Genomic DNA, 12262 nt, shown 5'->3' with positions numbered 1-12262 from the left:
CCAGCTATTACAGTGCCGCTTCGTCGGCTTCGCCGGTACGAATACGAATGACGCGTTGCAACTCAGCAACGAAAATTTTGCCGTCGCCAATTTTTCCGGTGTAGGCCGCTTTGCTGATCACATCGATCACTTCATCGAGTTGATCATCAGCAATCGCCACATCAATTTTCACTTTGGGCAGGAAATTGACGCTATATTCCGCACCGCGGTACAGCTCGGCATGACCTTTCTGACGCCCGAAACCTTTAACTTCAGTCACGGTCAGCCCTTGAATACCAATAGAAGACAGTGCTTCACGAACGTCTTCGAGTTTGAATGGTTTAATCACCACGGTAACCAGCTTCATAGATCCCCCTCCAGTCGAAATTCGATAATGGCCGCAGCTAACACATGACAGATATTGCAAGCGGTGTGCCAACAATGAAAACGAGGAGAATTTCAGATTGTTAGTGCAGACAGGCCGGGAAAAGCGGAAGGAGAAAAATGCAGGCTCGCGATTCGGCCTGGTGCCAGAAAAGAAAAACGCACCATAACAGTGCATGGTGCGTTACTTTTTTGCACCAACAGAGGATCCTGTCAGTAGCATGCCTAATTTTGGTGCATCAGGCGATAAGCGACTCTTCTCGCGCGCTGGCCGCCAGTTCTTCCCCGGCCAGTTGCAGTTGATACATCTGCCAGTAGCGCCCTTTCGCGGCCAACAATTGCTGGTGCGTCCCGCGCTCCACCGCCTGCCCGCGATGTAACACAAGGATGGTTTCGGCCTCAACAATGGTCGATAAACGGTGGGCGATCACCACCAGCGTGGTCTGCTTACGCACCGCTGCCAGCGCATGCTGGATTGCCTGCTCGGTACCGGAGTCGATATTTGCCGTTGCCTCATCGAGGATCAGGATCTGCGGCGTATCGACCAGCACGCGCGCCAGCGCCAGCAGCTGTTTTTGCCCAACCGAGAGGTTATTCCCCTGCTCGCCGAGCCGGGTATGAATGCCCGCACTCAAACCGCGCGCCAGTTCCGCCAGTTGTACCGTCTCCAGCGCCTGCCACACCTGCGCTTCGCTGATATCGCGCCCCAGCGTCACGTTGGCGAAAAAGCTGTCCGCCAGCACTACCGGATCCTGTTGCACCATCGCCACGCCTTTGCGCAGCGCCGTATGGCTGAGCGCAGAGAGCGGCCTTCCGTCGAGGCGGATCTCGCCCTGGGTGAGCGGGTAGTACCCCATCAACAGGCTGGCGAGCGTACTTTTTCCGCTACCGGTATGCCCCACTAAGGCGACAAAGCTGCGCGGCGCAATCGACAGCGAAATATCCTGCAGCACCAGTTGATCGTCGCGGTAGGCAAACGAAACATTCTCAATATCAATGGCGCCACTGTGCAGCGGCGTATCATCGTCACCATAAGACTGGCGCGGCCGATCCATCAGTTCGAACACACGTTCGCCCGCGACAACCGCCTGCTGCAACATCGATTGCTGCGTCGTCAGCTCAATCAACGGTTCATTCAGACGGCCAAGGTAGCTGATAAACGCATACAGTACGCCGACCTCCACCGTGCCCACGGAGGAGAAACCAAACAGCATCAGCAGCCCGCACAGCACCAGCGCCGAGAAAAGACTCAGCAGCGGGCGCAGCAGAAAGCCATCCAGCCGCAGAGTTTGCATGCGCGCAAGATAGTGGGAACGGCTGGCATCCCCCATACGCTCACCAAAGCGCGCCTGCTGGCGGAACTGCTGAATCACGCCCATGCCGTTAATGATTTCGTTAAAGCCATCGTTAATGTCAGCAAGGTAGGCACGCATCCGGCGCACAATCGGCGTGCTGTAGCGCTGATAGATCAGCATAACGATCAGCACCGCCGGGAAAATCCCCATCGCCACCAGCGCCATCCGCCAGTCCAGGCTGAACATGGCGACCAGCATCGCGCCAATCAACGCGGCGCTGCGCAGCACCGTCGCGACCACCGTGACATAAAGATCGCGGATCACTTCGGTGTCGTTGGTTACGCGGGAGATAATCTGCCCGACCGGCTGGGTATCAAATTCGCTCAGCGGCTGGCGCAGCGCGGCATCCATCACATCAGTACGCAGTTGTTGTACCACGCCAACCGCCGCCTGGTTAAACAGCAGCGACTGACTGTAGTGCAGCAGCGCCGCCAGCAGTTGCAGGCCGACATAAACCGCAGCCAGACCGGAAACCAGCGCAAGCGGCAGGTAGCTTTTCGCCACCATATTATCGATAAAGTAGCTGATCAGCGCCGGGCCGGAGACTTCCGCAATCGCCGCAACCCACAGCATCAGCACCGCTTTGATTAACGATTTGCGCCACGGTTTGCCATACCCCAGCAGGCGTTTCAGCGTCGGCCATTGTCGTGCGAGATTACGCATCGGCGGCCTCCTGCGGTACGTCGTTCAACGCAGCTTCCAGTTGCTGGTAGCGATACATATCGCGATACCAGCCCGGCTGGCGCGCAAGCTGCTCATGCTGGCCACGCTGGGCAATATGTCCATGCTGCATGACTAAAATCTCACTGGCTTCCGTCAGCGCCGACAGGCGATGCGCGCTGATAATGACCGTGCGCCCTTCGCCCCACTGGCGCAGGTTATGCAAAATTTGATGTTCGGTACGACCGTCAACGGCCGACAGCGCATCATCCAGGATCAGGATCTCGGCATTGAGCAGCAGTGCGCGTGCAATCGAAATGCGCTGTTTTTGACCGCCGGAAAGCATCACGCCGCGTTCGCCCACTTCCGTATCATAGCCCTGCGGCAGACGCAGAATGTCGTCATGCACACTGGCAAGCTTCGCCACGTGTTCAATCTCTTCCTGCGTAGCGCCGGGTTTGCCTAACGCAATGTTGTTGCCCACCGTATCGGAGAAGAGGAACGGCGTCTGATTCACCACCGCCAGACGGCTGCGCCAGGCATCGAGCTTCAATTGCTGAAGAGGAATATTGTGGAAACGAACATCCCCCTGCCCGACGTCAAAATGGCGCTGAATTAATGCCAGCAAGGTGGTTTTCCCGGCGCCGGTCGGCCCGCAGATGCCCAGCATCTGGCCCGGCGTCAGCAGCACGTTAACATTATTCAGCACGGCGCTTTCCGTTTGCGGATAGCGAAATTCACGGATAGCGATAGCCAGATTGCCGCGCCCTTCTGGCACCGGCTCACTGCCGTCATTCACTACCGGCGCTTCTGCCAGCATGTCGCGAATTCGGCTGTAAGCCGCACTTCCGCGCTCCACGATATTAAACATCCACGCCAGCGCCAGCATCGGCCAAATCATCAGCCCCAGATACATGGCAAAACTGGTGAGCTGACCGAGCGTCAGCGTACCGTGGACAATCATCCAGCTACCGCCGCCAATCGCCAGCATGTTCGCCAGGCCAATCGCAATGTAAATGGTTGGATCAAAACGCGCATCAACACGGGCGACGCGCATATTTTTCGCCCCGGTGTCGGCGGCCTCTGCCGCAAACAGCGCCGACTGGCGATCCTCCAGACCGAAGGCTTTGATCATGCGGATACTGGTCATGCTCTCCTGCGTGCGATCGTTAAGCGCGGAGAATGCCGCCTGCGCTAATTTAAAACGCTGGTGCAACTGATCGCCGTAACGCTTGATAACCAGCGCCATAATCGGCATCGGCAGCAGCGACAGCAGCGTTAATTGCCAGCTAATTTGCGTTGACATCACCACCAGCACCACGCAGCCCATCACCAGTGAATCCACTAACGTCAATACGCCTTCACCGGCAGCAAACACGACGCGATCGACGTCGTTCGTTGCACGCGCCATTAAATCACCGGTACGGTGACGCAGGTAAAATTCCGGATGCTGGCGGCTCAACTGACGGTAGAAATCTTCACGCAGCTCCACGGCCAGTTGATAAGACGCGCCGAACAACCAGACGCGCCAGACATAACGCAGCAGATAGGTGACGACCGCGACCGCGACCAGTACGCCAATCCACATCCACACCTGTGATGTGGTGTAATGCTGTTCGGTTACGCCATCGACAATCACCCCCACCACTTTGGGCGGAATGAGTTGCAGAATAGCAATAATGATAAGTAAGGCCACTGCACCGAGGTAGCGTTGCCACTCCCGGCGAAAGTACCAGCCTAACTGGGCAAATAATCGCACGCGGTTATATCCTGAAGGTGATTTTCCGGCTGTTGGTTTAGCCTAAGCGTTATTCTATGGGTAAAGCTGTGGTGTATTTTATCTGTTCCATGGCGAAGCTAGAAGTGACATCTGATAGCCCCGGCACGCTGTTCACCAGCTTCTTATAAAAGTCGTCATAGCGTTTCATGTCTGCCACCTGCACGCGCAGCAGATAATCATACTCTCCCGCCATACGCCAGAAACCGAGCACTTCCGGCATTTGCGTCACTTCGCTGACAAAGCGGCAGTACCAGTCGCTACTGTGGTGCTGGGTTTTAATTAGCACGAAGGCAGTCAAATTCAGCCCCAGTTTTTCAGCATCCAGCACGGCGACACGACCGAGCAAAATCCCGTCGTCTTCCAGCCGCTTCAGACGTTTCCAGCAGGGAGTGGTGGTCAGATTAACGGCATCTGCCAGCGCCTGCAAAGAGAGCGAACAATCCTGTTGCAGCAGGGAGAGCAGCTTGCGGTCAACTTTATCTAACATTTGGGAATCCTGGAGAATATTTTTCTCTTTATAGTCTAATACAAAGGCTAAATGGCAACCCTTTTTTCTTTTGCTTTCGCTAGACTGGGCACAAAATGACAAACGGACAACCGCCATGAATTGCAGTTGGGTCAAATACGCTATCAATGAAATTAACGCCGATGCACAGCGTTCTGCGGATACGCACCTTATTCGCCTGATGCTGCCCGCTTTTCCGGGGATCAATCTCTACCTGAAAGATGAAAGCACCCACCCGACCGGTAGCCTGAAACACCGGCTGGCGCGCTCATTGTTCCTGTATGGTTTGTGTAACGGCTGGATCAAAGAAGGCACGACCATTATTGAGGCCTCCTCCGGTTCAACCGCCGTCTCCGAAGCCTGGTTCGCGCGGTTGCTGGGGCTGCCCTTTATCGCGGTCATGCCTTACTGCACCGCTAAACGCAAAATTGAGCAGATCGAGTTTTATGGCGGTCGCTGCCATTTTGTTGACAGCGCCTGTGAGATCTATGCGGAATCGGAACGGCTGGCAAAAGAGCTGAACGGACACTATATGGATCAGTTCACGTTTGCTGAACGTGCAACCGACTGGCGCGGCAACAACAATATTGCCGACAGCATCTTCCGTCAGATGAAAAATGAGCCGCATCCGGTGCCGGATTACATTGTGATGAGCGCAGGCACCGGCGGTACCTCAGCGACCATTGGCCGCTATATTCGCAGCCAGGGCTACGGCACGCAGTTGATGGTGGTGGATCCGGAAAACTCGGTGTTCCTTGATTACTGGCAGCAGCGCGACGCCAGCCTGCGCAGCACAACAGGCAGCAAAATCGAAGGGATTGGCCGTCCGCGCGTGGAACCTTCTTTTATTGCCGACGTAGTGGATGAGATGCTGCGGGTTCCCGATGCCGCCAGTGTGGCAACGGCGCAGTGGCTGGAAACACAAATCGGCCGCAAAGTGGGGGCCTCTACCGGCACCAATATGTGGGGCGCGCTACAGCTTGCCGCGCGGATGCGCGAAGAAGGACGCAGCGGGTCTATCGTGACGCTGCTGTGCGACAGCGGCGAGCGGTATCTGGAAACCTACTACAACCCGCAATGGGTGGCGGCAAACATCGGCAATATCGATCCCTGGCGCGCGGAAATCGCCCGTCTGACGGCATAAAAAAAGCCGGGTAAGAACCCGGCTTGCTGGAAAAATCTTTTTCATTCGGGGGAATAAGGAAGATTAGGTGTGTCCAGCCAGTGCATCAAAAAGTGGGATACTGCCTGATTCCGGCAGTGCCCAATAACCGGTAAATGCGGCAACGCTTCCCGTAACTGCGGCATGGCGTTGCCCATGATCATGCCGTGTCCCACGCTTTCAAGCATCTCTCTGTCATTCATCGCGTCGCCAAACGCCATGCAATCCTGCAATGTCAGCCCCAGCGACAGGCTCAGCGCCGCCAGCGCGGAACCTTTGTTACAGCCTGGCGGCAGGATTTCCAGACAATCGGTGGCCGAAAAACACAAGTGCGCGCGCGCTCCCAGCGCCTCATTCAGTTGAATGCGCAGGCGGCAGAGATCGTCATGATCGCCGACAAAACAAATCTTGGTCACATCGTGAGCCGGTAAGCGCCTGAGATCGGCCAGTTGGTAGGTAAAACCGCTGAGCAGATGCGCTTCCAGCAACTCTGGTAGCGCATTATCCGTCAGCCAGCCAGAATCATTGAATACGTGAACGGTCGCGCGGGTATCCCATGTGCTGTGCAAAACAAGATCTGCCACTTCCGGGTTCAGATCCTGACGGAACAGGAGCTCGCCTTCCTGCGAATGAATGCGTGTTCCGTTACCGGTTATTAAAAAAGCATCCAGCGCCAGGCTACTGATCAGGCTACGCATCTCCAGCGCGTGCCGCCCGGTCGCAAAAGTCAGGGTGATATCCCGTTCGCGCAGACGCTGGAGCGCGGTGACCGTTTGTTCGCCTAAACGGTGGTCGGGCATTAACAGGGTGCCATCCATGTCAAAAGCAGCCAAACGCGCCATCATCTTTTCTCCGGTTATGTCTCATTCACAGTTGCGTTCCAGTATTACGTGAGATATACGGAAGTAATAGTGAATAGATGACAAATATTGTTCCGGGTTTATGCGACTCCTCAATCGGCTCAATCAGTACCAACGCCTGTGGCAGATCTCTGCCGGGGAAACACAATCCGCCAGCGTAACCGAGCTGGCGGCGCACTGTTTTTGTAGCGAGCGGCATATGCGCACGCTGCTGCGCCAGATGCAGGACGCGGGCTGGCTGCGCTGGCAATCACAATCCGGACGAGGTAAACGCGGCGAGTTGCAGTTGCTGGCCACGCCGGAATCGATACGTAGTGAGATGCTCGAACAGGCGCTCAATACTGGTCAGCAGCAGAATGCGTTGGCGCTGGCGCAAATTGCACCGGACGATCTGCGCGCATTGCTGAATCCGTTTCTCGGCGGCTTGTGGCAAAACGAAACGCCAACGCTGCGCATTCCCTACTATCGCCCCCTTGATCCCCTCGTTCCGGGTTTTCTTCCCGGACGCGCGGAACAGCATCTTGCCGGGCAGATCTTCAGCGGCCTGACACGTTTTGTCCGTCACAGCATTCAACCGCAGGGTGATTTGGCGCATCACTGGGATGTGAGCGCAGACGGTTTGTGCTGGCGATTCTATTTGCATGCCACGCTGCACTGGCATAACGGCGATACCGTCACGGCTGCGCAGTTGCAGGAGAGCCTACATCGGCTGCTGCAATTGCCGGTGTTGCAAACGTTATTTGCCAGCGTCGCGAGCATTGAAATCACGCATCCCTGGTGTCTGACATTCAAACTGCACCGCCCGGATTTCTGGCTACCGTACCGTCTTGCCAGCTACGGCAGCCGTCTGGCACATCCGCAGCAGCCTATGGTCGGTACCGGGCCGTTTCGCCTGGTAACGTACAGCCGCGAACTGGTCCGGCTGGAGAGCCACGACCACTATCATCTTGGGCATCCATTCCTGAAGGCGGTGGAGTTCTGGATCACGCCACAGTTGTTTGAGCAGGATTTAGGCACCAGTTGCCGCCATCCGGTGCAAATTGCCATTGGCGAGCCGGATGAGCTTCGGCACCTGCAACCCGTCAGTAACGGCATCAGCCTTGGGTTTTGTTATCTTGCCCAGCGACCTGGCGCACGCCTGAGCCCGGCGCAATCCCGCCGTCTGGTACAGATTATTCATCACACCTCGCTGGTACAGACGCTGCCGCTTGACGAGAATCTGATCACGCCCAGCCGTGAGCTCTTACCCGGCTGGCAAATGCCTGAATGGCCAGCCGAACAGGTTCCGCTGCCAGCAAAACTCACCCTGCTCTACCATCTTCCGGTGGAACTGCACATCATGGCGGAGCAACTCAGGCTTTATCTCGCCACGCTCGGTTGTGAACTGACGGTTATTTTCCACGACAGCAAAAACTGGGATGGCTGCCCCCAGCTTGCGACTGCCGACCTGATGATGGGAGACAGGCTGATTGGCGAAACGCCGGAATATACCCTTGAGCAGTGGATACGTTGCGACCCGCTATGGCCCAACCTGCTTAGTGCGCCGCAATTCGCGCATTTGCAGGCGACGCTGGATGCCGTGCAGCGGCAGGCGAATGAGCAGGAGCGTTACCAGGCGCTGCACGATGTGTTCGATACCCTGATGGATAACGCCACGCTCACACCGCTGTTTAATTATCAGTACCGTATCAGCGCACCGCCGGGCGTTGAAGGAATCCATCTGAATACGCGCGGCTGGTTTGACTTTGCCGAGGCGTGGCTTCCCGCCCCGGCGCGGTGAAGAAGCTGGTCGCTGTCAGCGGCACGCGCTACCATAGCGTTTTATTCGCGATTGTCAGGAAGAATTATGAAACGTGCCGTTGTCGTGTTCAGTGGCGGACAAGACTCCACAACTTGCCTGGTGCAGGCATTGCAGCAGTATGACGAAGTGCATTGCGTCACCTTTGATTACGGCCAGCGCCACCGCGCAGAGATCGATGTTGCCCGTGAACTGGCGTTAACGCTGGGCGCCCGTGCGCACAAAGTGCTGGATGTCACCTTGCTCAATGAACTGGCGGTCAGCAGCCTGACACGCGACAGCATTCCGGTGCCGGACTACGAGCCTGACGCCACCGGTATTCCAAATACCTTCGTGCCGGGGCGTAATATTCTGTTTCTGACACTGGCGGCGGTATATGCTTATCAGGTGCAGGCAGAAGCCGTGATCACCGGCGTTTGTGAAACCGATTTTTCCGGTTACCCGGATTGCCGCGATGAGTTTGTTAAAGCTCTTAACCATGCGGTCAATCTTGGCCTGGCGAAAGATATCCGCTTTGAAACCCCGCTGATGTGGATCAATAAAGCCGAAACCTGGGCGCTGGCAGACTATTGGGGCAAACTGGATCTGGTGCGCAGCGAAACGCTGACCTGCTATAACGGCATTAAAGGCGATGGCTGCGGCCATTGCGCGGCCTGCAACCTGCGCGCCAACGGCCTGCGACATTACCTCGCGGATAAAAGCGGCGTGATGGCAGCCATGAAACAGAAAACCGGATTGAAATAAAAAACACTCACCGGGATCTGTGCCGGATGGGCGCTAACGCTCATCCGGTCCGCAATCTCGCCGGGCAGCGGTTTTGTCTTTGCCGGTTTTCGCCAGCCCGTTTTTACTATTAATCGCCTGCGCTGATCATCTTCTCCAGTTTTTCCCGCAGTTCCCCTTCTAATGCCAGCGCCTTCTGGCTTTTCAGGTCGATGCAGACAAACGTCACCAGCGCATCAGCAACCACCTGACCTTCCGGTTCCAGCGTGACGACCTGGCTTAAAACGCCGCTTTTACCGTTGATCTGCTGTACATGGCTGGTGACGGTAAGCAAATCACCGAGCACCGCCGGACGGCGATAGTTGATATTGATGTTCACCACCACGAAAGCAATGTTATTGGCCGTCATCCATTTAAAGCTGTCGTTATTCTCAAGCCCGTCCCAGCGGGCCTCTTCGAGAAACTCCAGATAGCGAGCATTATTCACGTGCTGGTAAACATCGAGATGAAAACCACGAACTTTGATTTGTGTCTGCATAGCGCTTTAACCTTTACCGTTTATTGTTATAGAGACAGAGAGATCATAACTGGTACGACCTCTCTATTCTGGCAAAGATTAGCGACTACGCAAGCGTCTTACAGTTTCAAGTGCGCCAGATTACGTTCCACCAGCGTACCGCCCATACCTGGCACCTGCTTGAGATCGTCGAGCGTTTTAAACGGGCCGTACTCATCGCGATAACTGACTATCGCCTGGGCTTTCTTGATGCCGACGCCGCTCATCACCTGCGCGAGTTCTTCCGCACTGGCGCTGTTAATACTTACCCGCGTGCCGCCCCCTTCATCAGCGTTGGTTGCCATATCCTGTACTTTTGCTTTTCCTGATGAAGCGTTTTCACTTTTGTTCAGCGAGAGCGGTGCTTTCTCTGCGGTTACCGGGGCGGCCAGCGCGCTGTAGCTCAGCGACGAGCAGGCGATGCTCAGAGTAATAATCAGTGCTTTGATTCCATGTTTCATGCTGCTTTCTCCTTTGTTTTCAATGTGAGGCAACGATAAACAGAAGCCGGAATAGGGGCAAAGGACAAAACGCAGAAATGGAAAAGGCCGCGAAAGCGGCCTTTGTGATTTGCAAAATTTTGCTTTTTTTTGGGAGACGCTTCGCGCCTTTACCCGTTACTGCTGTTCAGCGATCGTGCCGAGTTTGATTTTGGCTTCTTTGCGCAGGTTGCTCATCAGCGCTTCAAAAGCGATCTGCGCATTGTTCTGCGTGATGCCTTTAACCATCGCTTCTTTCTGTGCATCCGGCATGGTGCCTGCTTTTACTTCGTCCAGCGCCAGAACCACAACGTTACCCTGCTGATCGGTCGTCGAGCCGAAAGACGGTTTATCTTTTTCCGGCAGCGGCAGATTAAACGCAGCCTGGCTTAGCGGATCCTGGCCTGTACGCGCCAGCGTTTTCGCCTCGCCAAAGCTCAGACCCGCGGCTTTCAGCGCATCGTCGCCTTTGCCCGCTTTCAGCTCAGACACCAGTTTTTCTGCATCCAGCTTCGCCTGCTGCTCAGCTTTGTTGTGCTTCACAATGTCGGTAACCTGCGCTTTCACTTCAGCCAGCGGTTTGATGGCTTCCGCTTTGTGATCGGTGATACGCAGTACAAACGCGCGATCGCCATCAACGGTGATGATATCGGAGTTGCTGCCCGGCGCGCCGTTCTGACCAACAAGACCGCCATTGAAAATCGCGTCGCTCACCGGTTTGAAGTTCAGCTCTTCCGGCAGAGTATCGCGGCCGAACCAGCCCGTTTGCACCGCTTTCGCCCCTGCGGCCTGTTCTGCACCAGCCAGAGATTCATTATCGTTGCTCGCCGCTTCGCTCACTTTCTGTTGCAGCGCATACCAGGCATCCAGCGCCTTTTCCTGTTTCACTTTGGCAGCCAGTTCATCGTGCACTTCGCTGAGCGGTTTCACCTGCGCAGGCTGGATATCATCAAGACGCGCAACCAGGAAACCCACAGAAGATTTGATAACGCCGGAAAGTTGGCCTTTCTCTTTCAGGCCGGCATTTTTCAGTTCATCCGGCGTGGTGCCCTCTTCCAGCCAGCCCATATCACCGCCGTTGCGGGCAGAGATAATATCGGTGGATTTCGCTTTCGCGATGGTGGCGAAATCAGCGCCTTTGTTCAGCTCATCAAGCACGGCTTTAGCGTCGTCTTCCGTTTTCGTCTGGATGACGCTGTAGCGGTTGCGTTGCGGCTGGGTGAACTGATCCTGATGCTGATCGTAGTACGCCTGAATCTCTGCATCGCTGGCATTTTCCTGCATCGCAGTAGCATCAAGTTTGATGTAGCTTACGCGGAACTGCTCCGGCGCAATGAAACGGCTCTTGTTCTGATCGTAGTAGCTGGTGATTTCGTCATCGCTGGCTGTCTGCTTCGCCGCCAGTGCGTTCACATCGATCACCGCCTGGCGAACAACGCGCTGCTGGGCAACCAGCGCCGCCAGTTCGTCGGTTTCGCCTTTAAGCATAAAATCAGTACCGGCAACAGCGTTGATGAGCTGCTGGGAGGTTAACTGGTTACGCAGCGCCTGCGCGTACTGATCGGCGCTCATGCCCATCTGATTGACGATGGCATTAAAACGGTTGTTGTCGAATTTGCCGTTAGTCTGGAAAGCCTGAGTGGAAAAAATGGCTTTCTTCACCTGCTCGTCGCTAATGCCGAGGTGCAGCTTTTTGGCATACTGGTCCAGTAGCGCTTCATCAATCATGCGATTGAGCACTTGCTGGCGCACGGATTTCATATAGTTTTCGTTGGCTGCCAGTTCAGAGAACTGATCGCCCAACTGCTGTGCCATTCGATTGCGCTCGCTGGTCACCGCATTTTCAAACTGCGGACGGCTAATTTCCTGACCGTTAACTTCTGCGGCATAATTATTGTTACCGCCAATCAGGTAGTTACCCACGCCAGTCAAAATGAATGACACGATAATCAAACCCAGAATGATCTTGAGCACGACGTGATTCGCCGCCGCGCGTAAATTGTCCATCATGGTGTAACAAC

At 55.5% G+C, this 12262-nt stretch carries 11 protein-coding genes; 3 read left to right on the top strand and 8 right to left on the bottom strand.

Features of this window, described 5'->3' with window-relative positions; genetic code table 11:
- Nucleotides 1-7: 7 nt before the first annotated feature.
- From glnK to C0557_RS05150, 4 genes are all read right to left on the bottom strand, one after another.
- Nucleotides 8-346, bottom strand: coding sequence for a P-II family nitrogen regulator (glnK, locus tag C0557_RS05165; RefSeq protein WP_002891893.1), 339 nt, complete (start codon nucleotides 344-346; stop codon nucleotides 8-10).
- A gap of 256 nt (nucleotides 347-602) precedes the next feature.
- The gene (locus tag C0557_RS05160; RefSeq protein ID WP_208657727.1) at nucleotides 603-2381 is read right to left on the bottom strand and encodes a SmdB family multidrug efflux ABC transporter permease/ATP-binding protein; all 1779 of its coding nucleotides are present in this window, start codon (nucleotides 2379-2381) and stop codon (nucleotides 603-605) included.
- Nucleotides 2374-4137: a SmdA family multidrug ABC transporter permease/ATP-binding protein gene (locus C0557_RS05155; protein ID WP_208657726.1), complete on the bottom strand. Its 1764-nt coding sequence runs from the start codon at nucleotides 4135-4137 to the stop codon at nucleotides 2374-2376. Before C0557_RS05155 ends, C0557_RS05160 begins: the two co-directional genes overlap by 8 nt.
- A 49-nt stretch (nucleotides 4138-4186) precedes the next feature.
- Nucleotides 4187-4645, bottom strand: a complete 459-nt coding sequence (locus tag C0557_RS05150) for an Lrp/AsnC family transcriptional regulator (RefSeq protein WP_043954606.1) — start codon at nucleotides 4643-4645, stop codon at nucleotides 4187-4189.
- 115 nt (nucleotides 4646-4760) lie between these two features.
- Here C0557_RS05150 and C0557_RS05145 point away from each other — a divergent pair, with 115 nt between their 5' ends.
- Nucleotides 4761-5807, top strand: a complete 1047-nt coding sequence (locus C0557_RS05145; RefSeq protein WP_208657725.1) for a PLP-dependent cysteine synthase family protein — start codon at nucleotides 4761-4763, stop codon at nucleotides 5805-5807.
- Between the two features lie 41 nt (nucleotides 5808-5848).
- On the opposite strand, the gene cof is transcribed toward C0557_RS05145, so the two are convergent.
- Nucleotides 5849-6667 carry an HMP-PP phosphatase gene (gene cof / locus C0557_RS05140; protein ID WP_208662797.1) on the bottom strand — a complete coding sequence of 273 codons (819 nt, stop codon included), beginning with the start codon at nucleotides 6665-6667 and terminating at the stop codon, nucleotides 5849-5851.
- A 100-nt stretch (nucleotides 6668-6767) separates the two neighbouring features.
- Between cof and C0557_RS05135 the strand changes: the two genes are divergently transcribed.
- Both C0557_RS05135 and queC read left to right on the top strand, forming a co-directional pair.
- Nucleotides 6768-8465: an SgrR family transcriptional regulator gene (locus C0557_RS05135; RefSeq protein WP_208657724.1), complete on the top strand. Its 1698-nt coding sequence runs from the start codon at nucleotides 6768-6770 to the stop codon at nucleotides 8463-8465.
- Between the two features lie 66 nt (nucleotides 8466-8531).
- Nucleotides 8532-9227 (top strand): 7-cyano-7-deazaguanine synthase QueC, encoded by a 696-nt coding sequence (gene queC / locus C0557_RS05130; protein WP_208657723.1) that lies wholly within the window; start codon nucleotides 8532-8534, stop codon nucleotides 9225-9227.
- Nucleotides 9228-9336: 109 nt separating this feature from the next.
- Here queC and C0557_RS05125 read toward each other — a convergent pair whose 3' ends face one another.
- The 3 genes from C0557_RS05125 to ppiD all read right to left on the bottom strand — a co-directional run bounded on the left by C0557_RS05125 (nucleotide 9337) and on the right by ppiD (nucleotide 12251).
- Entirely contained in the window at nucleotides 9337-9744 is a 408-nt protein-coding gene (locus C0557_RS05125) for a YbgC/FadM family acyl-CoA thioesterase (RefSeq protein WP_208657722.1), read from the bottom strand.
- 98 nt (nucleotides 9745-9842) lie between these two features.
- A complete protein-coding gene (locus C0557_RS05120) occupies nucleotides 9843-10223 on the bottom strand; it encodes a helix-hairpin-helix domain-containing protein (protein WP_074776638.1) in 381 nt (126 codons plus the stop codon).
- A 156-nt stretch (nucleotides 10224-10379) separates the two neighbouring features.
- Complete coding sequence (ppiD, locus tag C0557_RS05115) at nucleotides 10380-12251, bottom strand: peptidylprolyl isomerase (RefSeq protein WP_074776637.1); 1872 nt, start codon at nucleotides 12249-12251, stop codon at nucleotides 10380-10382.
- Nucleotides 12252-12262 lie beyond the last annotated feature (11 nt).

The organism is Kosakonia sp. MUSA4, from assembly GCF_013085925.1.
Taxonomy (GTDB): Bacteria; Pseudomonadota; Gammaproteobacteria; order Enterobacterales; family Enterobacteriaceae; genus Kosakonia; species Kosakonia sacchari_B.
The sequence above is the reverse complement of the archived record's forward strand: the minus strand, read 5'-3'. Positions and strand labels throughout refer to the sequence as shown.

Excerpts from the sequence above, each read along its gene's own strand:
- C0557_RS05145 (WP_208657725.1), top strand. The coding sequence starts at position 4,761 with ATGAATTGCAGTTGGGTCAAATACGCTATCAATGAAATTAACGCCGAT.
- cof (WP_208662797.1), bottom strand. The coding sequence starts at position 6,667 with ATGGCGCGTTTGGCTGCTTTTGACATGGATGGCACCCTGTTAATGCCC.
- C0557_RS05135 (WP_208657724.1), top strand. The coding sequence starts at position 6,768 with ATGCGACTCCTCAATCGGCTCAATCAGTACCAACGCCTGTGGCAGATC.
- C0557_RS05125 (WP_208657722.1), bottom strand. The coding sequence starts at position 9,744 with ATGCAGACACAAATCAAAGTTCGTGGTTTTCATCTCGATGTTTACCAG.
- C0557_RS05160 (WP_208657727.1), bottom strand. The coding sequence starts at position 2,381 with ATGCGTAATCTCGCACGACAATGGCCGACGCTGAAACGCCTGCTGGGG.
- queC (WP_208657723.1), top strand. The coding sequence starts at position 8,532 with ATGAAACGTGCCGTTGTCGTGTTCAGTGGCGGACAAGACTCCACAACT.
- glnK (WP_002891893.1), bottom strand. The coding sequence starts at position 346 with ATGAAGCTGGTTACCGTGGTGATTAAACCATTCAAACTCGAAGACGTT.
- ppiD (WP_074776637.1), bottom strand. The coding sequence starts at position 12,251 with ATGATGGACAATTTACGCGCGGCGGCGAATCACGTCGTGCTCAAGATC.
- C0557_RS05150 (WP_043954606.1), bottom strand. The coding sequence starts at position 4,645 with ATGTTAGATAAAGTTGACCGCAAGCTGCTCTCCCTGCTGCAACAGGAT.
- C0557_RS05120 (WP_074776638.1), bottom strand. The coding sequence starts at position 10,223 with ATGAAACATGGAATCAAAGCACTGATTATTACTCTGAGCATCGCCTGC.